The organism is Sphingomonas sp. P4_D12 (genome assembly GCF_056401895.1).
Genome location: NZ_JBFUIL010000021.1, coordinates 1 through 25,073, shown reverse-complemented (window position 1 = coordinate 25,073; position 25,073 = coordinate 1). Strand labels below are relative to the sequence as shown.

Genomic DNA, 25,073 nt, shown 5'->3' with positions numbered 1-25,073 from the left:
ATCCTGCCCGGCTGCATCATCTTCTCGGACGAGCTCAACCACGCCTCGATGATCGCCGGCATCCGCAATTCGGGCTGCGAGAAGCGCGTGTTCCGCCACAATGACCTGGCGCATCTCGAGGAACTGCTCGCCGCCGAAGACCCCAACGCGCCCAAGCTGATCGCGTTCGAGAGCGTCTATTCGATGGAAGGCGAYATCGCGCCGCTGGCAGCGATCTGCGACCTCGCCGACAAATACAATGCGCTGACCTATCTCGACGAGGTCCATGCCGTCGGCATGTACGGACCGCGCGGTGGCGGCATTTCGGAGCGCGACCAGGTCGCCGACCGGATCACGATCATCGAAGGCACGCTGGGCAAGGCGTTCGGGGTGATGGGYGGCTATATCGCSGCCGACCAGACGATCATCGATGTCATCCGCAGCTATGCGCCGGGCTTCATCTTCACGACCTCGCTGTCGCCGGTGCTGGTTGCCGGCGTGCTGGCGAGTGTSCGCCACCTCAACTGATGGTCGGCGATCCGGTCAAGGCGAAGCGGATCAGCGACATCCTGCTCGCCGAATACGGCGTCTATGTTCAGCCGATCAACTACCCGACCGTGCCGCGCGGCACCGAACGCCTGCGCTTCACGCCCGGCCCCGCCCACGACGAAGCGATGATGCGCGACCTCACCAAGGCGCTGGTCGACATCTGGAACCGGCTCGAGCTGGAACTGCGCAAGGCGGCGTAGGTCCCTAGGCTCGGGCGCGTCGGCCTTAGACGAGTGCGATCAAGTTTGAATCGTCACCCCGGGCTTGTCCCGGGGTCCACTCTTCCACAACCGAGATGAGGCGTTGTTGCACGGTAGATGCCGGCACAAGGCCGGCATGACGGCCAAGCCTGATCGCGACGACCCGGCTTATACTTTCGCCGCGATCCGCCGTTCTTCTTCGCCCATATAATCCCGCGTGATCGGCAGGGCATCGCGGTTGCGCGCGAACTGAAGCTGGTAATTGACCATCCCGCCATAGAGGAAGCTGACGCACGAGCCGGAGAGGTAGAAGATCCACATATTGTAGAAAACCTCGTCGTACATCGCGACGATCTTGTCGCGATTGGCGACGGCGCGGGCGTACCAATGTTCGAGCGTGTAGCCATAATGGAGGCGCAGCACCTCGACGTCGGTCATGTAATAGCGCAGGCCTTCATAGCCCTTGGTGATTTCCGACAGCGCCGGGATATAGCCGCCGGGGAAGATGTACTTGGCGGTGAATTCGTCGGTCACGCCGGCCCCGCCCGCGCGACCGATCGTGTGGAGTAGCATCACGCCGTCGTCGTTGAGCAAGTCGCGGCATTTGCGGAAGAAAGTGCGGTATTGCGGCGGGCCGACATGCTCGAACATGCCGACCGAGACGATGCGGTCGAACGTGCCGGTCATGTGGCGATAGTCGATCAGCTGGAACGTGACGTGGTCCGACACGCCGGCGTCCGCCGCGCGCTGCTTGGCGGTGGCGATCTGCTCGTCGCTGAGCGTGATGCCGACGACGTCGACGCCATAGGTCTTGTGCAGATAGAGCGCCATGCCACCCCAGCCGCAGCCGATATCGAGCACGCGCATGCCGGGCTTGAGCGCGAGCTTGGCGGCGATATGCGCCTTCTTGTCCAGCTGCGCCTGTTCGAGGCTTTCGTCGCGGTCGACGAAATAGGCGCAGCTATATTGGCGGTCGGCGTCGAGGAAGAGATCGTAGAGCGCGTTGCCGATGTCGTAATGATGTTTGACGTTGGCGCGGGCCGCCCGCGCGCGGTTGAACTGGTCGAGCTTGCGCTTGACCCCGACCACGGCCTTGGCGGCGAGGCCGGGATCGAGCGCGCCGGTCGCGTCTTCCCAGCGATTGTTCTTACTCGCCAGCGACAGCAGCTGCATGATGTCGCCACGCTCGATCACCAAGCGGCCGTGCATGAACGCCTCGGCCACGCCCAAAGCGGGGTCGCGCAGGATCTGCCCTGGCACACTCTTGGTGGCGAAGCGGATCGCGACATCGGGATAATCGGGGTCCGCGGTGCCGAACGACTTGGTCGTGCCGTCGGCATAAGTGACGGACAGCGTGCCGCGCTTGAACGCGCGCTCGAAGAACAGGTCAATCAGGGCCATAGAGGACCGCTGCTATCGATTGAATGCGGCGACGGGAAGACCTCTTGTCCAGCTTCGCTGATCACGGCACCGGCGGCAAACCAAGAAAAGCAACCCGACGCACATCAAATACCGGCATACCAGTCGTAATTGACGTGATCTTCCCAATAACCGCCCTTGCCCAGGCCGATCCCCGCCAGGCTCGCCACCGCGTCGATCCGCATGACATATTTGGCGTTCTTGTAGCCAAGATGCCGCTCGACCCTGAGCCGGATCGGCGCGCCATGGCCGACCGAGACGCGCTTGTCGTTCATCGCCCAGGCCAGGATCGTCTGGGGGTGGAAGGCGTCGACCATGTCGATCGATTCGTAATAGGGGGCGCCGCTCCACAGATCGGCGCAGGTGAACACGATGTAGCGCGCCGAATTGCGCACCCCCGCCGCCTTCAGCACATTGCCCAGCATCGGCCCCTGCCACTTGCCGATCGCGCTCCACCCCTCGACGCAATCGTGACGAGTGATCTGCGCGCGTTGCGGAAAGGCGCCGATATCGCTCAGGCTGAGGCGTAGTGGTCGGTCGACCAATCCGCCGACCTCGAGCCGCCAATTGGCGAAATTCTCTGCGACGTGGCGGTTGTAATCGGCGGTGTTCGGGTTGGAATTGCCGTTAGTGCGGAACACCGGCGACATCTGCTCGGCACTGAATTCGGGGGCGAGCGCGTTACGGTCCATCAGCGCGCGCTGCAGGCCCATGTTGATCTTTTCGCCCGAGAACAGGATGCGGCGAAAGCCGGGTTGCTGGGCGAGCTTGTCGCAGCCCGACAGCAGCAGCCCGGCGCCCAGCGCGCCGCCGGTGACGAGCGTGCGTCGCGTGATGAGAGTCATTCGGCGGCCTCCGGTTCGGGCGTCGGCTCGGGGTTGGGCGCAGCGGGGAGTTTCCAGCGGCCGGTGATCATCGACCAGACTTCATTGATCGGTCCGGCGAGGATGACGAGCGTCAGATGGACGATGACGAACAGCACGATTCCCGACGCCGCGATGAAATGGATCGAGCGCGCCGATTGCCGCCCGCCGAATAGCTCGATCAGCCACGGCCAGGCCGCGTCCATCCCTGGCGACATGGCCAGCCCGGTGAAGATCATCAGCGGGATGAGGACGAAGATCGCGGCGACATAGGCGAGCTTCTGGAGCGTATTGTATGCCGCCGGATCGTCGGGATTGTGGAAGTCGAAACGCAGATGCGAGAGCAGGTCGGCCCAGAGATGGCGCGGCGCGATTTCCCTGGCGCGGACGCGCAGGTCGCGCTGGAAATGCCGATTGATCAGGCTGGCGATCATGAACGCGAGCAGGCCGAAGCCGAGCACGAGCGCGAACAGCAAATGCCAGCGCCGCGATATGGCGAGATTGTACCCCGCCGGGATCGTCAGCCAGCCCGATCGCAGGATGTTGCCGTACGGCCGGAGATCGAGCCAGGCATGGTCGAAATTGGCGCCGTACTGGCCCCAATAGAGCCGCGGATGCGCGTTCAATATGCCGATGCCGCTGCCGATCATGATGAAGATCGCGATCGCGTTGATCCAGTGCCAGATCCGCGTCGCCAGCCGGTGGCGATAAACGACATTGGTCGCGAGCGGCCGAGCGACCGGGGATTCAGCGGGGGCGTCCGGTTCGTCCATCATGCTTCCTTCGAACGATACGCCCGACCGGTTACACGCGATCGACGCTTCGTTTAGCCATAAGCGCGCGCGAAGAACACGATCGTCGTCACGCCCGTCACCAGCAACGTCCACACGCGCACCGCGGATGCAGGCAATTTCTTGCCGATATGCGCGCCGGCCCAGCCGCCGAAGACCGATCCCGCCAGCATCGGCAGGCACGCGATCCAGCGCACCATACCGGCGGCGATGAACACGAATGCCGCGGCGAGATTGGCGATCGCCAGCATCAGCGTGCGCGGCGCGAACAATTCGCGCGGCGTGTGCCCGGCGAGCAGGCCATAGGTCGCCGTCGTCATCAGCCCGACCCCACCACCGAAATAGCCGCCATAGATGCCGAGCAGCATCTGCACGACCATCAGGCTGCCGCGCCCGATCGTCACGCGCTCGCGCAGCCAGGCCGCGGCGTGCTTGCCGAACGCCAGTACGACAAAGGCGTACAGCACCAACCAGGGGATGATCACGTCGAACGCATGGCTGGGGGTCAGTACCAGCAGCACGCTCCCGGCCAGCCCGCCGACGAAGGTGATCGCCGACAATATCCGGACCCCGACCCCGCCGACCGGCCCGAGCTCGTCGCGAAACGCCCAGGCGCTCATCCCCGCGCCTGGCAGCAAGGCGACGTTCGAGGTCGCGTTGGCGGCGTTGGCGGGAATTCCCAGCGCGAGCAGCGACGGCAAGGTCGCGAACGTCCCGCCCCCCGCCAGCGCATTCATCGCGCCGCCGACAGCGCCCGCGCCGAACGCGAAGAGGAGCGAAAGAGTCGGACTCATCGCCCGCTCCCTTGAAGCGTTGGCGGCAAAAGTCGAGATCGCAATCGCGTCAGGCCAAGGCGCGAACGCCTCCCTGGCGAGGAAGGACCAACGCACTATCCCGGATCACGCCGCGGGCGGAGGGACCTGCATCGACCGCACCGGCGGCGTCCATTCGGCCTGATAGCTGATCGCCAGCGCCCAAATAGCCAGGACCAGAATCACCAGCCAGGTGCCGAGCGCGCCGATCGTGCGCAACACGCTGGGTGCCGGGCGGACGATGCCGAAGGCGTGCGCCAGCCGCACCACGATGAACGTGGCGCCAACGATCCACAGCCACAGGCTCGGCCCGCTCGCCAGTTCGATCAACGCCATCAGGATCAGCACGGTCGGCGCATATTCGGTCAGATTGCCGTGCGCGCGGATCTTGGCGGTCATCGCCGCCTCGCCGCCATCGCCGAGCATGACCTTGCTGCTCACCCGGTCGCGCCCGACGCCGAACGCCAGCCAGACGTTGATCAGCCCGGTCGCTGCCGCGATCACGAGCGTTACCGGTAATATCATGGCAATCCTCCCCTTGGTTTCCGTGGATGCGGCGTTTCGTTATTGCTCAGCCTTCATCCCGCCGCGCCGCCTTGGCCGCGCTCTCGACCTTGAGCGGGCGCGACACCGGGCAGACTTCCTGCAGATAGCCGTTCAGCGTGTTGGCCAGATTGTCCTCGACCAGCCGGTAATGGACATACTGACCGCGCTTCTCGCTCGTCACCAGCCCGGCATTCTCGAGCACGCTCAGATGCTGCGACACCGCGGGTTTGGAAATCTCGAAGCGCGCGGCGATCTCGCCCGCGGTCATTTCCGCCTTGGACAGATAGGCCAGGATCTTGCGGCGGGTGGTGGACGCCAGGGCTTCGAAGACGCGTTGCATGAATGCCTTATTAGGCGCTTGCTTAAATACTTTCCAGATGGCAATTAGATAATTAAGGTACGGCTTAAATAATAGGGGTGTCGCCATGAGTCAGCGAGAGCATTGGGCCGATCACGATCGATGCGCGGTCAACTGGCTGGTCGAAACGCCGGGCGCCGACCCGTCGACCGGCCGCGTGCGCTGGGATCCGCTCCATTCGCTGTGGAATGGCGGCATGGCAGGCGTGGCGCTGATCGCCGGACCGCTGGTCGCGACGCCCGGCGCGCTGCTGCTGTTCGTCCTCACCACCGGCGGCGGCCTGTTGCTCGGCCATTCGGTCGGCTTTCACCGCCTGATGATCCATCGCAGCTTCCGGACCCCGCGCGCGATCGAATATTTCCTGGTCTGGTGCGGCACCGCGGTCGGGATGAGCGGCCCGTTCTGGATGATTCGCACCCACGATCTGCGCGACTGGGCGCAGCGCCAGGCGGATTGTCACGATTACCTCGCGCATCGCCGTCCGCCGCTGATCGATGCCTGGTGGCAATTGCATTGCCGGCTCGATCTTGCCCGCCCACCGGCTTATGACCTCAGCGCGCTCGAGCGGCAGGGTTTCTATCGGTTGCTCGATCGCTGGTGGATGGCGCAGCAAGTGCCGATCGCGCTCGCCTGCTGGGCGATCGGCGGCTGGTCCTGGGTGGTGTGGGGCGTCTGCGCGCGCGTCGCGATCTCGGTCCATGGTCATTGGCTGGTCGGCCATCTCGCGCATCGCCACGGCCCGCAATCCTGGCTGGTCGACGCGGCCGGCGTGCAGGCGCACGACGTGCCCTGGGCGGCGATCCCGACCATGGGCGAGGCATGGCACAACAATCACCACGCCTTTCCCGGCTCGGCGCGGATCGGGCTTTATCCGGGGCAGAGCGATTGGGGGTTCGTGCTGATCCGCCTGCTGCAACGGCTGGGACTCGCCTGGGACGTCTGCACGCCCGACGCGCTGCCGTCGCGCGAGCGGCGGCTGACCGCGACGCCGCGCGGGTTGCAACGGCGCGCCAAATCGCTATAGGCGCACGCTTCGCGATGCATCCCGAGCCTTTGTACCGCGTGGCCGACCCGTCGGTTGCGCCGATAAACGTCCGGGCCTAGTCGTCTTGATCAATTCGATAGTTGAAGGTTGTCGCCGCAATGGCCGTTCCCAAGAAGAAAACCTCGCCCTCTCGCCGTGGCATGCGCCGCGCGCATGATGCGCTCTCGGTCGAGTCGTTCCAGGAGTGCCCGAATTGCGGCGAGCTCAAGCGTCCGCACAACCTCTGCCCGTCGTGCGGCCATTATAATGGCCGTGAGGTCGTCTCGGTCGAAGGCTGATCGGGGCCCAATTAGGGGGACTGTCGCGTGACCACCAACTCCTGGATCGCCATCGACGCGATGGGCGGTGACGAGGGGTTGGCGGTAATGTTGGCAGGCGTCGCGGAAGCGCGACGCCGGTTCGACGGCACGCATTTCTTCCTGGTCGGCGACGAGGCGAAGATCGCCGAGGGGTTGAAGAATCACCCCAATCTGACGGCGAATTCCGAAATCGTCCACGCGCCCGAGGTGATCAAGGGCGACGAAAAGCCCAGCGCCGCGCTGCGCCGCGCCAAGATCACATCGATGGGCGTCGCGATCGACCTGGTCAAACAGGGCCGCGCCGCCGCCGCCGTGTCGTCGGGAAATACCGGCGCACTGATGGCGATGGCCAAGGTCTCGCTGCGCACGATGAAGGGGATCGACCGCCCCGCGCTCGCCGGGCTGATGCCCAGCCTGGGCGCGAACGACACGGTTGTGCTCGATCTCGGCGCCAATACCGAGTGCGACGCGCGCAATTTGATGCAGTTCGCGGTGATGGGCGCGGCCTATGCCCGCACCCAGCTCGACCTCGCCAGCCCTCGCGTCGCGTTGCTCAACATCGGTACCGAGGACCAGAAGGGCACCGGTGAGATTCGCAACGCCGCCCAGGCACTGCGCGACGCGACCCACTTGCCGCTGACCTTTGCCGGCTTCATCGAGGGCGACAAATTGTCGCGCGGCGATGTCGACGTGATCGTGTGCGACGGCTTTTCCGGCAATATCGCGCTGAAGACCGCCGAGGGTACCGCCCGATTCGTCGCCGATTTGTTGCGCCGCGCATTCAGCAGTTCGGTGCGGTCGAAAATCGGCTTCCTGATCTCGCGCCCGGCGACCGAATTGTTGCGCCACCACCTCGATCCCAACAATCACAATGGCGCGGTCTTTCTCGGCCTCAACGGCCTTGTCGTGAAGAGCCATGGCGGCGCCAACGAAACCGGGGTCGCCAATGCGATCGCGGTCGCGGCGAAGAGCGTGCGCGACGACCTGGCGCGCAAGATCGCCGAGGATCTCAAATATTTCGAAGCGCATGAACCCGAAGGAGCAGTTGCGTGAGGCGTGCGGTCATCACCGGAACCGGGTCGGCGCTGCCGATGCGGCGCGTGTCGAACGCGGAACTCGCCGAGACCGTCGACACCAGCGACGAGTGGATCGTCGAGCGCACCGGTATCCGCTTCCGCTACATTGCCGGCCCTGACGAAACAACCGGCACGCTGGCCGCCGACGCGGCGCGCGCGGCGCTGACCGCAGCAGGCAAGGCGGCGGACGAGGTCGACCTGATCGTGCTCGCCACCGCGACTCCCGACCAGACCTTTCCGGCCACCGCGACCAAGGTCCAGGCGATGCTGGGGATCGACGATTGCGTCGCGTTCGACGTCGGCGCGGTGTGCTCGGGCTTCCTCTACGCGATCCAGGTCGCCGACAGCCTGATCAAGACCGGCAGCGCCAATTGCGCCCTGGTGATCGGCGCCGAGACGTTCAGCCGGATCCTCGATTGGGAAGACCGCACCACCTGCGTGCTGTTCGGCGACGGCGCCGGCGCGGTGGTGCTGGAGGCGCGGGACGTCGCCGAGGACGGCCCCGGTATCCTCGCCAGCCGGCTCCATGCCGATGGCCGCCACAATGAACTGCTCTATGTCGATGGCGGGCCGTCGACCACCGGCACGGTCGGCAAGGTGCGGATGAAGGGACGCGAAGTGTTTCGCCACGCGGTCAACAACCTCGCCAGCGTGATGGACGAATCGCTCGCCGCGGCGGGTCTGGTCCCCGGTGAGGTCGACTGGGTCGTGCCGCACCAGGCCAATGCCCGCATCCTCGACGCGACCGCGCGCAAGCTCGGGCTGGCGGCCGGAAAGGTCGTCGTCACGGTCGACCAGCATGCCAATACCTCGGCCGCGTCGGTCCCGCTCGCGCTCGACACCGCGGTGCGTGACGGGCGGATCAAGCCGGGACAAATCGTCGTGCTCGAAGCGATGGGCGGGGGCTTCACCTGGGGCGCTGCGGTCGTCCGCATCTGAGGTCGGCCGGTCTGGCCATAGCCTTATTACGTCCGGTAACCGGTTCCGCGGTGCGAGCCCTGCCCCATAAAGGGTCACTAAGCCCATTTCATGCGTTCCTCCATTGTGTTACGGCAAGTTTCTGCCACGCAAGGGAGGGTGTGAATGGCAATTGTGGGTACGTTGACGCGGGCTGATCTGTCCGACGCGTTACAGCGTGAAGTGGGGTTATCCAGGGCCGATTCGGCCAAGTTGGTCGAGGAAATCCTGGATCACATGTGCGACGCGCTGGCGCGTGGCGAAAACGTCAAGATTTCGGGCTTCGGCACCTTTGTCCTGCGCGACAAGGGTCAGCGAATCGGCCGCAATCCCAAGACCGGTGTGGAAGTGCCGATCGCGCCGCGGCGCGTGCTGACCTTCCGCGCCAGTCAGATGATGCGCGACCGCATCGTCGACGCGGGCTGACGGAGCAGCGCATGGCCGCGCTCGATAAGGCGGCTGGCGCATTCCGTACGATTGGCGAGGTGTCGCAAGACACTGGATTGCCCCAGCATATCCTGCGCTATTGGGAAACGCGCTTCGCACAATTGCGTCCGCTGCAGCGCGCCGGCAAGCGCCGCTATTACCGGCCAGAGGATGTCGCGCTGATCCGGCGGATCGACGACCTGCTCAACCAGCAGGGCTATACGATCCGCGGCGTGCAGAAACTGCTGGCGAGCGAGGGGCGCGGGGGAGCGGCGGCTACGGTCGAGGCGACACCTGCGGCTCCTGTTGCGCCTGTTCCAGTGTTGGGGTCACCCGTGGATTTGAGCGCGCTCCGAGCGATTCGCAACCTATTGGCGCGTGCGCTCGAGGGGTAAGCTCGCCGCCTCCAATTTCCGTCATCCCCGCTTTCGCGGGGATGACGGGTTGGGAAAGCGGCCGCGCCAGTAAATCCTACCGCGCCCGCAACCCATCGCGCAGCATTTCAGCGACGATGTCCGCTACCGCTTCCGGCGTGCGATCCTCACCCCACACCCCATAACGCAGCCCGAGAAACACGTTCATCCCCATTACTGCCCAAGCGTGGATATCGGAGACGTCGTCGCGGATCTCGCCGCGCTCGGCGCCCGCCTTCAGCCGCTGCTCGATACGCTCGGCGGTGGTCGCGTAATGCGCGCGGAAGCTGGCCGGGTCGACGAACTCGGACTCGTCGATGATGCGGTAGATCTCCTTGTGGCCACGCACGAACTCGAGGAAGCTCAATAGGCCGGCGCGCTCGGCGGCGATCTGGTCGGGCGCGGCGCGAATCGCCGGGGCGACGGTGTCGCGGACCTGATCGGACATGTCGCGGACCAGCGCGCGGAAGATCGCATCCTTCGAATCGAAGTACGTGTAGAAACTGCCCAACGCGACACCGGCGCGGCGCGTGATCCCGCTGATCGACCCGTCGTGAAATCCCTTTTCGCCGAATTCGACCGCCGCGGCATCGAGCAGCGCGCGCAGCGTTCGCCGCCCGCGCTCGGTGCGCGGCGCCTTTCCCGCGCTGGCAACGGCATCGAGCCCACGGGCACCGGCACCGCCGGTCCCGACGACAGGCGTTGCAGTTGAGCCACGCTGGACCATTCTTTTCGCCTCCCCATCAACCGGCAAGTTGAAACCCGGTTCAGGTTTCAGTATAGGCCGGATCAACAAGCGTTCAACCGGGTCGTTTCCCGTACGGACGATAGACCATTGGGAGGGTTTGAAGGGATGATCCGTCACCGTCACGCACGCGCACTCTATATCGGGGTCGCCGCCGCCGCCTTGTTCGCCAGCCCGGCCTTCGCGCAGGACACGCCGGCGGCGCAGCCGGTCGCGGACGATGTCCAGGCGAACGCCGACGCACCGGCCGATATCGTCGTCACCGCGCGCCGCCGCTCGGAAACCCTGCTCAACGTGCCGATCGCGGTGACCGCGTTCACCGCCGACAAGCTCGACAAGATGGGCGCGGTCGACCTGACCGACATCCAGAACACCACGCCGAACACGACGATCAAGGATGCGCGCGGCACCAATTCGACGCTCGCCGCCTTCATCCGCGGCGTCGGTCAGCAGGATCCGGTTCCGGGCTTCGAGGCGGGTGTCGGCATCTATCTCGACGACGTCTATCTCAATCGTCCGCAAGCCGCGGTGCTCGACATCTATGACGTCGAGCGGATCGAGGTGCTGCGTGGGCCGCAGGGCACGCTTTATGGTCGCAACACGATCGGCGGCGCGATCAAATATGTCACGCGCCGGCTGCCCGATCATTTCGAAGTCGCCGCGCGCGGTACCTATGGCTCGTACAACCAGGCCGACGGGATCGTCAGCCTGTCGGCGCCGATCGGGTCGATGCTCCGGGTCGGCGTGTCGGGCGCGCGGCTGACTCGCGACGGGTTCGGCCGCAACCGCAATCTCGGCATCGACAATTACAACAAGAACATCTGGGCGGGCCGCGGCACGATCGAGTTCGAAACGCCCGACAGCCGCCTGCTCGTCCGCATCACCGGCGATTACACTCACGACAAATCGGCGCCGCGCAACGGCCATCGCCTGTTCGCCGGCAAGCTGACCGGGTCGCCGGTGCTCGACAATGTCTATGACACCAATGCCGGGCTCAATTTCCCCAAACAGGATATCCAGGCCGGCGGCCTGTCGATGACCGCGACCGCCAAGCTGACCGACAATCTGACCTTCAAGTCGATCAGCGCCTGGCGCAAGGACCGCAGCTTCACCCCGATCGACTTCGATTCGACGCCGTCGGTCGATGTCGACGTGCCCGCGGTCTATCGCAACGAACAGACCAGCCAGGAATTCCAGTTCCAATGGTCGAGCAGCAAGGTCAACGGCATCGTCGGCTTCTATTATCTCGGCGCCAAGGCCTCGACCGCGTTCGACGTGCTGCTCAACACCACGCTGGCCAATCTCGATGCCTATACCGCCGGCGACGTGCGGACCGAGACCTCGTCCATCTATGGCGACTTCACCTTTGACTTCACCCCGCAGCTGAGCCTGTCGCTCGGCGGGCGTTATACCTGGGATCAGCGCCAGTCGTTCGTCTACAAGGCGAACTTCCTCGGCGGGCCGCTTTATGGCGCGACCAGCGAGTTCGGTGGCAATCCGACGCTCAACCTCGGTGCGTCGACCAACTTCCGCGGAGAGGCGAACTTCAAGCGCTTCACGCCGCGTGCCAGCCTCTCGTTCAAGCCCAGCGCCGATCACATGTTCTACGTGTCCTATTCGGAAGGCTTCAAGGGCGGCGGGTTCGATCCGCGCGGCTCGGGCACCTCGGCGCCGATCAGCAATCCGGCGGCCGGCCGGACCTATCAGGACATCTATAACTACCTCTCGTTCGATCCCGAATCGGTCAAGAGCTACGAAATCGGCTGGAAGGGGTCGGCGTTCGACAAGCGGCTGACCTGGGCACTCGACGGCTTCTATTCCGACTATACCAACGTCCAGATCCCGGGTTCGGTGGCCTGCACGATCGGCGGTGTGGCTAGCTTCTGCGGCATCACGACCAACGCGGCGAAGGCCAAGATCAAGGGCGTCGAACTCGAGACCAATGCCATTCTGGCGCGCGATTTCGCTGGCCCGCGGTCGAACATCACGCTCAGCGGCACGCTTGGCTATATCGACCCGCAGTACAAACATTATATCGGCCCGACTGGTGCGGAGGTGTCGCAATATCGCCAGTTCCAGAACACGCCCAAATGGACGCTGTCGGGGACGCTGAGCGGGACGGTGCCGGTGGCCAGCGGTGATCTCAACGCCTCGACCACGGTGTCGTATCGCAGCCTGACGCATCAGTTCGAGGTGGCGAGTCCGTTCCTCGACCAGCCCGGCTACACGTTGTGGGATGCGAACCTGACCTACAGCTTCGGGTCGAAGCGGCAATATTCGTTCGGCGTGCACGCCAAGAACATCACCGATGTCCGCTACAAGACCAGCGGCTATCAATATCTGGCCGCCAACGCCGCGACGGGGCAGATTCTCTACACCCCGACCGGCGGCGTCACGCCGACCTTGGGCAAGGAAGGAATCGCCACCGCTTTCTACGGCAATCCGCGCCAGGTGTTCGGAACCTTCTCGCTCAAATTCTGATGGCAGGGTAAAAGGGGGATGAGCCGGGTGCGCCAGCCGCGCGCCCGGCTCTTTCTATAAGCGGGAGAGGGCGTATGACGAACAGGGCCGAGCGGCCGGGCTATCCGGCATTGGTGCTGACGATGTTGCTGGTCGTCTATACGTTCAACTTCCTCGACCGGCAGATCCTCGGCATCCTGGCCAAGCCGATCCAGGCCAGCCTCCAGTTGAGCGATGCCCAGTTCGGCGCGATCGGCGGGACCGCTTTCGCGATCCTCTATTCCGTCCTTGGTGTGCCGCTCGCCTTGCTCGCCGATCGCGTCGGCAAGACCCGGGTGATTGCCGGCTCGCTGGTGGTGTGGAGCGGGTTCACCGCTTTGTGCGGCACCGCGACCGGTTTCTGGTCGCTGTTCCTATCGCGTCTCGGCGTCGGGGTCGGCGAAGCGGGCGGGGTCGCGCCATCCTACGCGCTGATCGCCGATTACTTTCCGGTCGAGCGCCGCGCCCGCGCGCTCGCTATCTATTCGATGGGCATTCCGATCGGGCTCGGTTCTGGGGTGCTGCTCGGCGCCTATATCGCGGCTCTGGTCGACTGGCAGACCGCGTTCATTACCGTCGGCGTCGCCGGCATCCTGGTCGCACCGGTCTTCCTGTGGCTGGTGCGCGATCGCCCGCGGCCGGCCCCAGTCGCCGAAGCCGATGCGGTGCCGGTATTGGCGGTGATCCCGATCCTTGCCCGCAAGCCGGCTTACTGGCTGTTGTCGATCGGTGCCGGGTGCAGCTCGATGGCGGGCTATGGCCTGGCTTTGTGGGTGCCCAAGATCATCGCGGTCCATTACGGCTGGACCTCCAATCACGATTTGATCAAGGTCGGCCAGTTCATGGGCTCGCTGCTGCTGATCGGCGGGACCACCGGCATATTTCTCGGTGGCGTGTTCGCCGACCGGCTCGGCACGGTCGATCGCGCCTGGTATGCGCGCTTGCCCGCCATCGCCTGGCTGATCACCGCGCCGACTTTCATGCTTGGGCTGTTCACGCCCTATCCGATGTTCGCCTGGTTTCTGCTCTTGATCCCCAACGCGCTCAACACGCTCTGGCTCGGTCCGATCGTCACCGCCGCCCAGCATCTGGCGCCGTCGCGGATGCGCGCGAGCGCGTCGGGCAGCTTCCTGCTGGTCAACAATCTGCTCGGCCTTGGTCTCGGGCCGCTATTGATGGGCACGCTGTCGGATGCGCTGAAGGCGAGCTACGGCGCCGATTCGCTGCGCTACGCCGCGATCATCGGGGTCAGCCTGTACCTCGTCGCCGCCTTGCTCGCGTTCCTCGCGATTAAGCCGCTCAAGCGCGGCTGGGTCGAGGCGACGGACTGATCTTTACATCACGCTCTGGCCCAACGTCGCCGGGATCAGCCCGCGCAGGGCGTTGCCGACGAAGAAACCGTGAGTGAGATCGGCACGCGTCAGCGTCGCTTCGACGGCGCGGCCGCTCTCGATCAGCTCGGCGCGCAATATGCCGGGAAGCAGTCCGGCACTGAGCGGCGGGGTCAGCAGCACGCCGTCGCGCTCGACGAACAGATTGGTGAAGCTGCCTTCGGTCAGCTGGCCGTCGACCTCGAACAAAGTCTCGAACCCCTGACGCGCGCTATCGTAAAAAGCGCGGTCGCTGGTCTTGTGGCGCAGCCGGAAATCGTCGGGCGCGACCGGCAGCGGCGCGATCGTCACCGCGACCGGCGTCTCGGGCATCGCCGGGATCGGCGCGACCTCGATCGCGACTGCGCCCGACGGCGCCAATAGCAAGCGGATGCGGGACGCCCCGCGCAGCCGGAAAGTCGCCGCCTGGAGTTCGTTGCGCGCGGCATGACGATCGAACGCGTAACCGAAGGCGGTCGCGCTCGCCTTCATCCGTGCGAGATGGCGTTCGAGCAAGGCGATCCCCTCGATCGGATCGAACGCCATCGTCTCGATCAGGTCGAAGCGGCGGGCGCCGGCGCCGACGAACGCGGTCTTGGCCTGCGCCTCGTCCCATTCCTCGCCCATCCGCGAATCGGCGACGATGCCGCCGCCCGCGCCCAGCAGCGCATGGTCCGCCCCATTCTCGATTACCAAGGTCCGTATCGCCACACTGAACATCGCCCCGCCGGCCGCATCGAACCGACCGATCGCGCCGGTATAGGGCCCTCGCGGCGCGCTGCCCATCTCGATCCCGGCCAGCGCCTCGATCGCGCGGATCTTGGGCGCGCCGGTGATCGATCCGCACGGGAACAACGCCGCCAGCACATCGATCGCATCCTGGTCGGGCGCCAGCGTCGCGGTGACGGTCGAGGTCATCGTGTGGATGGTCGGATAGGTTTCGACCGCGAACAATTCGGGCACCGCGACGCTGGCCGGTTCGGCGACGCGCGACAGATCGTTCCGCAGCAGGTCGACGATCATCAGATTCTCGGCGCGCTGCTTGGCATCGCCGCGCAGTTCCGCCGCGAACGCGCGGTCCTCCTCGGGCGTTTCGCCGCGCCGCGCGGTGCCCTTCATCGGCCGAGTGGTCAGCCGGCCGCCGTCGAGCGCGAAGAACAATTCGGGCGACAGCGACAGCAGCCAATCGTGCCCGGTCCACACCACCGCGCCATAGCCGGCGCGCGCGCTGCCCCGCAGCCGCGCATAAGCGGCGAGCGGATCGCCGGCGATCGGCACGCGCGCGCGAAAGCTCAGATTGGCCTGATAGAGATCGCCCGCCTCGATCAGCGCATGCACCTCGGCGAAGCGATCGGCATAAGTATCGCGGTCGATATCGGGCACCGGCGTGCCGAGCCAGGCGGCGGCGGGGTCGGGCAGCCAGGATGCGACGTCGCCGGTCGCGATCTCGTCGAACCGCTCGAACAGGCCGAACCATAATAAGGGCGTCCCGGCCTGCGGCAGCGCGCCGACCACCGGTTCGAACGCGCTTGCCGCTTCATAGGCCAGGAACCCGGCGGCATGGAGCCCGCGATGCCGCGCCGCGCGCAGCCGCTCGAGCGCGGGTTTGACCGCGGCGATGTCGCGCGCCTCGATGATCTCGACCGGCGCGCGATAGAGCCGCGCGGGAGCGGCACCGCTCGCGCGGGCGTCATCGGCGTCACGCGCCGTCGCGATCCGCTTGCGACAGGGCATTGCCCGTCGCGAATACAGACCTTAGGTCACCGCAATGGCCAGCACCGCGCAGCCGCTTCGCGCGGCGATCATCCCCGTCACGCCGCTCCAGCAGAATTGCACCTTGTTATGGTGCACCAGGACGATGCGCGGCGCATTCGTCGATCCCGGCGGTGACTTGCCCTTGCTCAAGTCGCAGATGGAAAAGCACGACGTCACGATCGAGAAGATCCTGGTGACGCATGGCCATTTCGATCATTGCGGTGGCGCGGCGCAGCTCGCCGAGGATCTCGGCGTCCAGATCGAGGGCCCGCATCCCGAGGACATGTTCCTGCTCGAAAAGCTCGACGAGGATGGGTTGCGCTACGGCGTGCCCGGCCGCTCGTTCGTGCCGTCGCGCTGGCTCGACCAGGGCGACACGGTCACCGTTGGCGAGGTCGAGTTCGCGGTCCACCACACGCCCGGGCACACGCCCGGCCATGTCGTGTTCCACAATGCCGAATCGAAACTGGCGATCGTCGGCGACGTGCTGTTCCGCGGATCGATCGGCCGCACCGATTTTCCGCGCGGCAATCACCAGGAATTGATCAACTCGATCGTCACGCGGCTGTGGCCAATGGGCGACGACACCTTCTTCCTGCCCGGCCATGGCGACCCAAGCACGTTCGGCCAGGAACGCCAGTCGAACCCGTTCGTCGCTGATTCGGTGATCGCCTGACGTTCTTCCCCGAGGGTCAGAGACCGTTTGAAAACTCGCGGTAGAGCGAGTTTTAAGCCGGTGCCGCGAAATGCGCCCGCGGCGCATTTCCAAACAGACTCTCAGCCCAGCGCGGCGAGCTTTTCCTCGGCGAGGCGGTCTAGTTCCGCCCGGCTCTTCTTCTCCGACGCGGTCTTGAGCTGGCCGCAGGCCGCATCGATGTCGCGGCCGCGCGGCGTGCGGACCGGCGCCGAGATACCGGCCTCGAAGATGATGTCGCTGAACCGGCGCACGCGCTCGGGCGTCGACGTGTCGTAGGGCGCGCCGGGCCAGGGATTGAACGGGATCAGATTGACCTTGGCCGGCAATTTGTACTTGCGGATCAGCCGGACCAGCTCGTGCGCTTCCTCGTCGCTGTCGTTCTTGTCCTTGAGCATCACATATTCGAACGTGATGCGTCGCGCATTGTTGGCGCCGGGATAATCGGCGCACGCCTGGAGCAACTCCTCGATCCCGTATTTGCGGTTGATCGGGACGATCTCGTCGCGGATTTCCTTGGTGACAGCGTGGAGCGAGACGGCAAGGTTGACCCCGATCTCGGCACCCGCACGCGCCATCATCGGCACCACGCCAGAGGTCGACAGCGTGATGCGGCGCTTGCTGAGCGCGAGCCCATCGCCGTCCATCACGACATGCAACGCGTCGCGGACATTGTCGAAATTGTAGAGCGGCTCGCCCATCCCCATCATCACGATGTTGGTGAGCATGCGTCCCTCGGGCTGCGACGGCCATTCGCCGAGCGCGTCGCGCGCCAGCATGACCTGGCCGACGATTTCCTGCGCCGTCAGGTTGCGCACCAGCCGCATCGTGCCGGTGTGGCAGAAGCGGCAATTGAGCGTGCAGCCGACCTGGCTCGACACGCACAGGGTCCCGCGATCGGCGTCGGGGATGAACACCATCTCGTAATCCTGGCCGTCGGGCCCGCGCAGCAGCCATTTGCGCGTGCCGTCGGTCGACACCTGCGCCTCGATCACTTCGGGCCGGCCGACGACGAAGCGCTCGACCAGCCAGGGATGCTGCGCCTTGGCGATGTCGGTCATCGCGGCGAAGTCGGTCGCGCCGCGATTGTAGATCCAGTGCCAGATCTGCTTGGCGCGCAATTTCGCCTGCTTGGCGTCCATGCCCGCGGCGAGCAACGCCTCGCGCAACTCGGCCTTGGACAGGCCGACCAGGTCGACACGCCCATCCTCGCGCGCCACCGTCTGGCGAGGCACGGGCACGGGATCGATGTGCCCCGGAATGGGCATGAGGGCGGCCGACTCTGTCTGCATGGCGCCGCACATAGGGGAAAAGGGCGCGATTTGCTAGGTGGGCAACTACACCGTGCCGACATGTGGACTAATCCTCCCCGTAAACGGGGAGGATTGGTGCTGGCCGCTACGCTCACGCCTGAATGTCGGTGCCTCCTAGGGCGTTATGCGGCGTCGACAGGTGAAGTCGTAAGCAGGGCTCCACGTCTCGTCACCGCCATCAAGTCAGTTGCAGCCGAGCGCCTTGAGGCTGGTCGCCATCGCGACGTCGAGCGGGGTGTGCTGCTCCGGCCCGATCGCGGCGACCAGGTCGTCATTGTCGAGCCGCACCGGATGTTCCCAGAACGGGCGCATCTCGACCATTTCCTTCATCGTCGGATTGAACAGCCCGATCAGCGGGAGCAATGCCCAAGGCATCCGCCAGGTCTTGACCGGCCGGCCCACCGCCTGCGCGATCGCGCCGGTGATGCGCGTGCCGTCGTCATCCCAGACGCCGGCGAAGTGATAGCGGGCGAACCGCGGCAACGCGTCGCTCTTGTCGAGCAGCCGCGCGAACGTCTCGCCGACATCGGGCAGATAGGCCCAGGCGTGCCCGATCCCCGCCTTGCCCGGCACCATCACCCGGCCGACCGGCTTGCCCGGCGTGACCAGGCCTTGGCTCAGCCAGCTATTGCCCGGGCGCGGCCCGAAAAAGTCGCCGGCGCGCAGGATCACCGCTTTCACACCCGATTGCTGAATCGCGCGCTCCATTTGGACGCGGATCGCGCCCTTTCTGGTGTTCGGATGCTGCGGACTGTCGGGCGCGATCACCGGCGAGGTGCGCGGATCGTAATTGTAGATCGTGCCGGGGAGCGCGAGCCGGGCATCGTTCGCCCGCGCCGCCGCGATGCTGTTGTCGAGCATCGGCATGGCGAGCTTTTCCCAATCGCGATAGCCCGGCGGGTTGACGGCATGGACGATCGCATCCACGCCTTCCGCCGCCGCCAGCACCGCCGCGCGATCCATCGCATCGCCGATCCGCCAGTCGATGCCGTCGCCCTCGCGCGGCGAGCGCGCCAGTCCGCGTACCGCCCAGCCATGCGCGATCAGCGCCCGCGCCGTCTCTCCGCCAACCCCGCCGGTCGCGCCCAATACCAGAACCGTCTTCGCCATTTTCCGTCTCCGCGATTTGATGACGGGGATATCGGCCAGTCGGCACTTGAATAAAATTGTCGCGATGTGACGACCGGCCTATACAAATTTGATGAGCGACGATTGGGAACGTCACCGCGCCTTCCTGGCGGTGCTGCGCGAAGGCAGTCTGTCTGGCGCGGCACGATGGCTGGCGCTGGCGCAGCCGACGGTGAGGCGCCGGATCGCGGACCTAGAGGCGGGGCTCGGCGTCGCCTTGTTCACCCGCGCGCCTGACGGGCTGGTGCCGACCGAGGCCGCGCTTGGCCTGCGCCAGCATGCCGAGGCGATGGAAATCGCCGCCGCCGCCTTTGCCCGCGGCGCGACGCAGGGGAGCGAGGTCGCCGGATTGGTCCGCGTGTCGGCGAGCGAAGTGATCTCGGTCGAGATATTGCCGCCGATCCTCGCCGATCTGCGCCGGCGCCATCCGCGGCTGGTGGTCGCGCTCAGCCCGAACAATCGCAACGAGGATTTGTTGCGGCGCGAGGCCGATGTCGCGGTCAGGATGGTACGGCCCGCGCAAGGCGCCCTGGTCGCGCGTCGGATCGGCGATATCCATGTCGGACTGCACGTCCGCGCCGACCTGATCACCGGGCGGCCGGCGCCCGCGACTTTCGAGGAGGTTATCGCGTTCGGGCTGATCGGAGTCGAGAACGACAACGCCGTGACCCGCGCGATGCGCGCTGGCGGCATCCCGATCCGGGTCGAGGATTTCGCGTTTCGCACCGACAGCGACCTCGCCCAGATGGCGGCGTTACGCGCGGGGCTGGGGATCGGCGTGTGCCAGGTGCCGCTGGCGGCCCGCGATCCGGCCTTGGTCCGCATCCTGCCCGACGCGTTCAGCCATCCGCTCGACACCTGGGTAGTGATGCATGAGGATTTGCGTACGTCCGCCCCGGTGCGCGCGGTGTTCGACGCGCTGGTGGCGGGGTTGCAGGATTATCTCGGCTCGGGAAAGGCCTGAGGCGAGGGGATGCAGTGCGATCGGCGCAATCTCCTCTCCCATTGGGAGAGGAAGGGGCCCGCTCGGCATAGCCGAGTGGGAAGGTGAGGGCAGGTGCGGAGGGATAGCGCTGCCCTCACCCTTCCGCCGCCTATGGCGGCTCCCTCCCTCTCCCAACGGGAGAGGGACCATGCCTACCCCCGACACGCCAGCGCAGCCGCGTCGATCGCCGTAGCGGCGCCCGACAACGCATAGACATCGGCAAACGCCGACCCATCGCGCCCCAGCCCCTCCACACTCATCGACCGCCCGCTGCGCATCGCGGCGACGATCGCGGCGTCGGTGCGCGAATCGGGCGCCCAGGCGTCGTCGGTGCCGGCGACCAGATCGAACCGGCGCTCGCCGATCGACAGCGTCACGCGAGCATTGCCGGCGCGGCCGCGGCTGAGGCGGATATGGAGCTGGCTGCGGATATGCTGGCCGGGCCAGTTGGCGATGCTGGCGAAGCCGGCGCGATGGTCGGGATCGACCGGCTGCGCGATCGCGAAGCAGCGCCGCGGGCTGGGGTCGCTGAACGCGGCCCAGCGATTCCACACGCCGATCGTGTCGCGCGCTATTGCCGGGCCGGCCGCGACCGTCGTTGCGATCAGCGCCCCAATAAGCATCGCGGCTATCGCCGGCCGCCTCACACCGTCTCCCCGCCGCCGCCGAGATGGACGATCGTCTCGACGCCGCCTTCGATCATCACCAGCGATCCTTGCGGCAAATGGCCGGCGGCAGGCGCGCCGAAGCGGTCGACCCATGGCTGCCCGGTCATCACCCCGCGCATCACCCGGCTCGATATGCCGTGCATGATGACCAGCCGGTCGCCCGGATCGTCGTCGGTCTCCGCCAGCCAGGCCGACACGCGCTCGGCGATCTGCGGATAGAGTTCGCCATCGGGCGCGCTGATCAACAGGCCGCTCGGGCGATCGACCACGTCGCCGACCTCGGCGATCACGTCCTGATAATAACGTCCGCCCCAGCTGCCCATCCCGATCTCTGTCAGCCGCGGGTCGGTCCGGGCCTGATGCCAGTCGAGCCCGACATGCTCGGCGATCACTGCCAGCGTTTGCAGCGCGCGCCCGGTCGGCGACGCCCACAGCGTCAGCGGCGGCTTGTCGCCCAAAGCATGGCGAAGCGCCTCGCCCATTTCGTCGGCCTGACGGAACCCGGCGCGGGTCAGCGGGGTGTGCGGATGGTCGCCCTGCAACCGCCCGGCCGCGTTGAACACCGTCTCGCCGTGCCGCGCGATGAAGTCGCGTCCCCGCCTTGGAATCATTCCCAGCGCTTTCAACCCCCTGTGGCGCGAAAGCAACGGAATTCCTTGTTTATCTGAGGTTCATGCAACCTCTCGCGCCGCCACCTATTTGCCCCTTCCCGCGCCACCGACCCCCCGGTGCTCCGCGGGATATTGAGTGAATGGAGTTATTTATGCGTAAGCTGATCCTTGCCACCGCCAGCCTCGCGGCGCTTGCCGTCGCCGCTCCCGCCTTCGCGCAGGATGGCCCCCCGAACCCGGATAGCGACACGACGTTCAGCGGTCCGCGCGCCGGCATCATCCTGGGCTATGACCGGATGCAGCCGGGTCAGGTGCCCAATTCGTCGATCGACGACAGCAACTCGGCGGACGGCCTGACCTATGGCGGCGATGTCGGTTACGACATCCGCAGCGGGAATCTGGTGTTCGGCGCCGAGGGCGAAGTGACCGGGTCGACCAGCAAGGTGACCAACAATCCGTCCGCAGCGGGGGCGCTGGGCTATGGACGGGTCAAGGCTGGCCGCGATCTCTATGCCGGCGCGCGCGTCGGCTATGTCGTCGCGCCGCGCACGATGATCTATGCCAAGGGCGGTTATACCAACCAGCGGCTTGACCTCGTCGCGTCGGACGGCACGACCGAAACCGGCCAGCATTTCAACCTGGACGGCTGGCGCGCGGGCGCCGGCGTCGAGCAATCGATCGGCGGCAAGGCCTACGCCAAGGTCGAATATCGCTATTCCAACTATGGCAACGCCCGGCTGGAATATCCGAACGGCGGCAACACCAACAATTTCTCGGTCGACACCGACCGGCATCAGGTCGTCGCCGGGGTGGGTGTTCGCTTCTAAAGCGATTCATCCACAATAACAGGGGAAACAGGGTGTGAAAGGAGGGTCGGGGCGCTTGCTCCGGCCCTTTTTCACGTTAAGGAAGACGGTAGGCGAATTGCCCCCGGATTCTCTCATGTTCGGCGGGTCGGAAAATCAGGGCACCGGCCCGGGGGTTAGGACATGAAGGCGACGATCGAACGCGCAACGCTCCTCAAGGGGCTGAGCCATGTGCAGTCGGTGGTCGAGCGCCGCAACACCATCCCGATTCTGTCGAACGTGCTGATCGAGGCGACGGCCGAGGGATCGCTCAAGCTGATGGCGACCGATCTCGACCTGCAGATCAACGAAAGCGTGCCCGCCGCTGTCGACACGCCGGGCGCGACCACCGTGTCGGCGCACACCTTGTTCGACATTGCGCGCAAGCTGCCCGAAGGCAGCCAGGTCCAGCTCGCCGCGGCCGATGGCAAGATGACGATCGTCGCGGGGCGCGCGCGCTTCCAGCTCGGCACTCTGCCGCGCGACGACTTCCCGGTGATCGCCGAGGGCGAATTGCCGGTCCAGTTCGAGCTGCCGGCGGAAACGCTCAAGCAGATCATCGACAAGACGCGCTTCGCGATCTCGACCGAAGAGACGCGTTACTATCTCAACGGCATCTTCTGGCACGTCGCCGATGACGGCCAGCCGGTGCTCAAGGCTGCCGCCACCGACGGGCACCGTCTTGCCCGCGTCACCCTGCCGCGCCCCGATGGCGCCGAGGGGATGCCCGACATCATCATTCCGCGCAAATGCGTGGCGGAACTGCGCAAGCTGCTCGACGAGATCGACGGGTCGGTCGGCGTGTCGCTGTCCTCGTCCAAGATCCGCTTCGACATGGGCCAGGCCCTGCTGACCTCGAAGCTGATCGACGGCACCTTCCCCGATTATTCGCGCGTCATTCCCACCGGCAACGACAAGATCCTGCGCATCGACCCCAGGAGCTTCGAGGAAGGCGTCGACCGCGTGTCGACCATCGCCACCGAAAAAACGCGTGCCGTGAAGATGACGCTCGACCGCGACAAGATCACCTTGTCGGTGACCAGCCCGGAAAACGGCACCGCCGCCGAGGAAGTCCCCGGCGATTATGCCGCGCAAGGGTTCGATATCGGCTTCAACAGCCGCTATCTGCTCGACATCCTCGGCCAGATCGAGGGCGACATGGTCGAAGTGCATCTGGCCGACGCCAGTGCGCCGACCCTGATCCGCGAGAACGACAAGTCGCCGGCGCTGTACGTGCTCATGCCGATGCGGGTGTGAGGCGGGAGCGGTAGAAGCGCGTTCTAATACCCCTCTCCCGCCTGCGGGAGAGGGAGGGGCCCGCCGCCGAAGGCGGTGGGAGGGTGAGGGTCTTCTTCCTTCTTTCTTCTTCTAGCGACGGGCCAACAGAAGACCCTCACCGCTGCGACTAATTCGCTTCGCTCATAAGTCTCGCTCCTCTCCCGCAAGCGGGAGAGGCTGGCCCGGTTGCGCCCTTTCGGGCATCAACGATATTGTCATCGACGCGGCGCATAAGGGGATCGGCACCGGCTTGACTCCGCGTGCCGCTTCACTTACTTACATGAGTGTCAGTAAGGAATCACCCGATGCCCGCAAAGCTCCCTCCCTTTCCCGGCACTACCGGCAAGCGTGACTGGAAGACCGCGTTCAGCTCGATCAGGAAGCTGCTCGCCAATGGCGATGACACGACGCAGGTGTTCAAGATCATGCGCGCCTTGAACGTCGGCAACGCGCCGATGAATTATGCGCGTTTCATCGCCACCGAAGAGGGTGGGCGGATGGCCTATGAGCGGATCGAGCTCGCCCAACTGCTCTCGCAGCCGGGCTATGCCAAGCAATTCGCGCCGGGCACGGTCGGCGCGGCCTATAACCATTTCCTCGAATCGACCGGCTATTCGGCCGACGGCCTGGCCGAGGTCAGCAAGGTCAACCGCGAGGAAGACATGCCGCATCCCTATGCCTGGTTCGGGCGGCGGGTACGCGACACGCACGACATCTGGCACGTGCTGACCGGCTACAAGGCCGACGAAAGCATGGGCGAAGCGGCATTGGTCGCGTTCAGCTATGCGCAGGTCGGCGGGCTCGGCTGGGCGTTCATCGGCGGTGCGGCGGCGCTCAAGAGCCTCAAAGTCACCGGCAATTCGCTGTTCGCGAAGGCGGTGTGGGAAGGCTATAAGCGCGGCAAGAAGGCCAAGTGGATCTCCGGCGAGGATTATCTGCAGCTGCTGCACGAGCCGCTCGACGCGGCGCGCAAGCGGCTCGGGCTCGACGAGCCGGTCGCCTATCTGAAGGCACAGCGCGAATTGGGCGAAGAGATGGCCTCCTATCTCAGCGCGAAGAACCAGCAATCGGGCGCGGCGGAACCCGCCAAGCTGGCGGCCTAACCCAAAACTCCGCTGCTCCGCGGACGCATCGCTCTCGCGGAAAACCGGTACCCACTTTTCCGCGCGATGCTTTAGGGACAGGCGCGATGCTGTCGCGCCTGATCCTCACCGATTTCAGGAATCATGCCGAAGCCGTGCTCCACCCGGGGCGCGGCTTCGTCGTGCTGACCGGCGAGAATGGCGCGGGCAAGACCAACGTGCTGGAGGCGGTGTCGCTGCTCGCGCCGGGACGCGGACTGCGGCGGGCTGCGTTGAGTGATATGGCGCGGCAGGGGGGAAGAGGCGGATTTGGGGTGGCGACGACATTAAAGCCCCTCCCCTTCAGGGGAGGGGTTGGGGTGGGGGA

The 25,073-nt window shown here is 65.7% G+C and carries 26 protein-coding genes and 1 pseudogene; 15 read left to right on the top strand and 12 right to left on the bottom strand.

Annotated elements, in window-relative coordinates; all coding sequences use genetic code 11:
* A pseudogene (locus tag AC1DSD_RS22355) lies at nucleotides 1-728 on the top strand (aminotransferase class I/II-fold pyridoxal phosphate-dependent enzyme); the annotation flags it as partial.
* 168 nt (nucleotides 729-896) lie between these two features.
* On the opposite strand, the gene AC1DSD_RS22350 reads toward AC1DSD_RS22355, so the two are convergent.
* The 6 genes from AC1DSD_RS22350 to AC1DSD_RS22325 all read right to left on the bottom strand — a co-directional run bounded on the left by AC1DSD_RS22350 (nucleotide 897) and on the right by AC1DSD_RS22325 (nucleotide 5,499).
* On the bottom strand, nucleotides 897-2,129 hold the full coding sequence (locus AC1DSD_RS22350; protein ID WP_478033185.1) for a class I SAM-dependent methyltransferase: 1,233 nt from the start codon (nucleotides 2,127-2,129) through the stop codon (nucleotides 897-899).
* Between the two features lie 104 nt (nucleotides 2,130-2,233).
* Nucleotides 2,234-2,992 carry a molybdopterin-dependent oxidoreductase gene (locus tag AC1DSD_RS22345; RefSeq protein WP_478033183.1) on the bottom strand — a complete coding sequence of 253 codons (759 nt, stop codon included), beginning with the start codon at nucleotides 2,990-2,992 and terminating at the stop codon, nucleotides 2,234-2,236.
* Nucleotides 2,989-3,783: a cytochrome b/b6 domain-containing protein gene (locus AC1DSD_RS22340; protein WP_478033186.1), complete on the bottom strand. Its 795-nt coding sequence runs from the start codon at nucleotides 3,781-3,783 to the stop codon at nucleotides 2,989-2,991. The genes AC1DSD_RS22345 and AC1DSD_RS22340 overlap by 4 nt, the downstream gene beginning before the upstream one ends.
* Nucleotides 3,784-3,836: 53 nt before the next feature.
* Entirely contained in the window at nucleotides 3,837-4,595 is a 759-nt protein-coding gene (locus tag AC1DSD_RS22335; RefSeq protein WP_478033181.1) for a sulfite exporter TauE/SafE family protein, read from the bottom strand.
* 105 nt (nucleotides 4,596-4,700) lie between these two features.
* On the bottom strand, nucleotides 4,701-5,138 hold the full coding sequence (locus AC1DSD_RS22330) for an MAPEG family protein (protein WP_478033179.1): 438 nt from the start codon (nucleotides 5,136-5,138) through the stop codon (nucleotides 4,701-4,703).
* A gap of 46 nt (nucleotides 5,139-5,184) precedes the next feature.
* The gene (locus AC1DSD_RS22325; RefSeq protein WP_066827055.1) at nucleotides 5,185-5,499 is read right to left on the bottom strand and encodes a metalloregulator ArsR/SmtB family transcription factor; all 315 of its coding nucleotides are present in this window, start codon (nucleotides 5,497-5,499) and stop codon (nucleotides 5,185-5,187) included.
* Between the two features lie 85 nt (nucleotides 5,500-5,584).
* On the opposite strand from AC1DSD_RS22325, the gene AC1DSD_RS22320 reads away from it, so the two are divergent.
* The 6 genes from AC1DSD_RS22320 to AC1DSD_RS22295 all read left to right on the top strand — a co-directional run bounded on the left by AC1DSD_RS22320 (nucleotide 5,585) and on the right by AC1DSD_RS22295 (nucleotide 9,715).
* Entirely contained in the window at nucleotides 5,585-6,541 is a 957-nt protein-coding gene (locus AC1DSD_RS22320; RefSeq protein ID WP_478033178.1) for an acyl-CoA desaturase, read from the top strand.
* A gap of 119 nt (nucleotides 6,542-6,660) precedes the next feature.
* The gene (rpmF, locus tag AC1DSD_RS22315) at nucleotides 6,661-6,840 is read left to right on the top strand and encodes a 50S ribosomal protein L32 (protein ID WP_066804991.1); all 180 of its coding nucleotides are present in this window, start codon (nucleotides 6,661-6,663) and stop codon (nucleotides 6,838-6,840) included.
* A 27-nt stretch (nucleotides 6,841-6,867) separates the two neighbouring features.
* Nucleotides 6,868-7,914: a phosphate acyltransferase PlsX gene (plsX, locus tag AC1DSD_RS22310; RefSeq protein ID WP_478033176.1), complete on the top strand. Its 1,047-nt coding sequence runs from the start codon at nucleotides 6,868-6,870 to the stop codon at nucleotides 7,912-7,914.
* On the top strand, nucleotides 7,911-8,876 hold the full coding sequence (locus AC1DSD_RS22305) for a beta-ketoacyl-ACP synthase III (protein ID WP_478033175.1): 966 nt from the start codon (nucleotides 7,911-7,913) through the stop codon (nucleotides 8,874-8,876). Before plsX ends, AC1DSD_RS22305 begins: the two co-directional genes overlap by 4 nt.
* 144 nt (nucleotides 8,877-9,020) lie before the next feature.
* Complete coding sequence (locus AC1DSD_RS22300) at nucleotides 9,021-9,320, top strand: integration host factor subunit alpha (protein WP_478033173.1); 300 nt, start codon at nucleotides 9,021-9,023, stop codon at nucleotides 9,318-9,320.
* 11 nt (nucleotides 9,321-9,331) lie between these two features.
* On the top strand, nucleotides 9,332-9,715 hold the full coding sequence (locus tag AC1DSD_RS22295) for a MerR family transcriptional regulator (RefSeq protein ID WP_478033172.1): 384 nt from the start codon (nucleotides 9,332-9,334) through the stop codon (nucleotides 9,713-9,715).
* Between the two features lie 76 nt (nucleotides 9,716-9,791).
* Here the strand turns inward: AC1DSD_RS22295 and AC1DSD_RS22290 are convergent, their stop codons facing one another.
* Entirely contained in the window at nucleotides 9,792-10,460 is a 669-nt protein-coding gene (locus AC1DSD_RS22290; RefSeq protein ID WP_478033170.1) for a TetR/AcrR family transcriptional regulator, read from the bottom strand.
* Between the two features lie 126 nt (nucleotides 10,461-10,586).
* Between AC1DSD_RS22290 and AC1DSD_RS22285 the strand changes: the two genes are divergently transcribed.
* Both AC1DSD_RS22285 and AC1DSD_RS22280 read left to right on the top strand, forming a co-directional pair.
* Entirely contained in the window at nucleotides 10,587-12,959 is a 2,373-nt protein-coding gene (locus AC1DSD_RS22285; RefSeq protein ID WP_478033169.1) for a TonB-dependent receptor, read from the top strand.
* Nucleotides 12,960-13,033: 74 nt separating this feature from the next.
* The gene (locus tag AC1DSD_RS22280) at nucleotides 13,034-14,308 is read left to right on the top strand and encodes a spinster family MFS transporter (RefSeq protein WP_478033167.1); all 1,275 of its coding nucleotides are present in this window, start codon (nucleotides 13,034-13,036) and stop codon (nucleotides 14,306-14,308) included.
* Between the two features lie 3 nt (nucleotides 14,309-14,311).
* On the opposite strand, the gene pabB is transcribed toward AC1DSD_RS22280, so the two are convergent.
* A complete protein-coding gene (pabB, locus tag AC1DSD_RS22275; protein ID WP_478033166.1) occupies nucleotides 14,312-16,081 on the bottom strand; it encodes an aminodeoxychorismate synthase component I in 1,770 nt (589 codons plus the stop codon).
* A 34-nt stretch (nucleotides 16,082-16,115) separates the two neighbouring features.
* Here pabB and AC1DSD_RS22270 point away from each other — a divergent pair, with 34 nt between their 5' ends.
* On the top strand, nucleotides 16,116-16,778 hold the full coding sequence (locus AC1DSD_RS22270) for an MBL fold metallo-hydrolase (RefSeq protein ID WP_478033165.1): 663 nt from the start codon (nucleotides 16,116-16,118) through the stop codon (nucleotides 16,776-16,778).
* Nucleotides 16,779-16,879: 101 nt separating this feature from the next.
* Here the strand turns inward: AC1DSD_RS22270 and rlmN are convergent, their stop codons facing one another.
* Both rlmN and AC1DSD_RS22260 read right to left on the bottom strand, forming a co-directional pair.
* Nucleotides 16,880-18,064, bottom strand: a complete 1,185-nt coding sequence (rlmN, locus tag AC1DSD_RS22265; protein ID WP_478033164.1) for a dual-specificity RNA methyltransferase RlmN — start codon at nucleotides 18,062-18,064, stop codon at nucleotides 16,880-16,882.
* Between the two features lie 228 nt (nucleotides 18,065-18,292).
* Complete coding sequence (locus tag AC1DSD_RS22260) at nucleotides 18,293-19,219, bottom strand: NAD-dependent epimerase/dehydratase family protein (RefSeq protein WP_478033163.1); 927 nt, start codon at nucleotides 19,217-19,219, stop codon at nucleotides 18,293-18,295.
* Nucleotides 19,220-19,310: 91 nt separating this feature from the next.
* Between AC1DSD_RS22260 and AC1DSD_RS22255 the strand changes: the two genes are divergently transcribed.
* Nucleotides 19,311-20,201: a LysR family transcriptional regulator gene (locus tag AC1DSD_RS22255; RefSeq protein WP_478033161.1), complete on the top strand. Its 891-nt coding sequence runs from the start codon at nucleotides 19,311-19,313 to the stop codon at nucleotides 20,199-20,201.
* 173 nt (nucleotides 20,202-20,374) lie between these two features.
* Here AC1DSD_RS22255 and AC1DSD_RS22250 read toward each other — a convergent pair whose 3' ends face one another.
* Nucleotides 20,375-20,845, bottom strand: a complete 471-nt coding sequence (locus tag AC1DSD_RS22250; protein ID WP_478033160.1) for a hypothetical protein — start codon at nucleotides 20,843-20,845, stop codon at nucleotides 20,375-20,377.
* A 20-nt stretch (nucleotides 20,846-20,865) separates the two neighbouring features.
* Nucleotides 20,866-21,501: a histidine phosphatase family protein gene (locus AC1DSD_RS22245; RefSeq protein ID WP_478033158.1), complete on the bottom strand. Its 636-nt coding sequence runs from the start codon at nucleotides 21,499-21,501 to the stop codon at nucleotides 20,866-20,868.
* 152 nt (nucleotides 21,502-21,653) lie between these two features.
* On the opposite strand from AC1DSD_RS22245, the gene AC1DSD_RS22240 reads away from it, so the two are divergent.
* The 4 genes from AC1DSD_RS22240 to AC1DSD_RS22225 form a co-directional block, all read left to right on the top strand.
* A complete protein-coding gene (locus AC1DSD_RS22240) occupies nucleotides 21,654-22,328 on the top strand; it encodes an outer membrane protein (protein WP_478033157.1) in 675 nt (224 codons plus the stop codon).
* Between the two features lie 162 nt (nucleotides 22,329-22,490).
* Entirely contained in the window at nucleotides 22,491-23,603 is a 1,113-nt protein-coding gene (gene dnaN, locus AC1DSD_RS22235; RefSeq protein WP_478033156.1) for a DNA polymerase III subunit beta, read from the top strand.
* Between the two features lie 326 nt (nucleotides 23,604-23,929).
* The gene (locus tag AC1DSD_RS22230; RefSeq protein ID WP_478033155.1) at nucleotides 23,930-24,727 is read left to right on the top strand and encodes a Coq4 family protein; all 798 of its coding nucleotides are present in this window, start codon (nucleotides 23,930-23,932) and stop codon (nucleotides 24,725-24,727) included.
* Between the two features lie 86 nt (nucleotides 24,728-24,813).
* Nucleotides 24,814-25,073: AAA family ATPase (locus tag AC1DSD_RS22225; RefSeq protein WP_478033154.1), on the top strand; the 260-nt coding region annotated here is incomplete at its 3' end.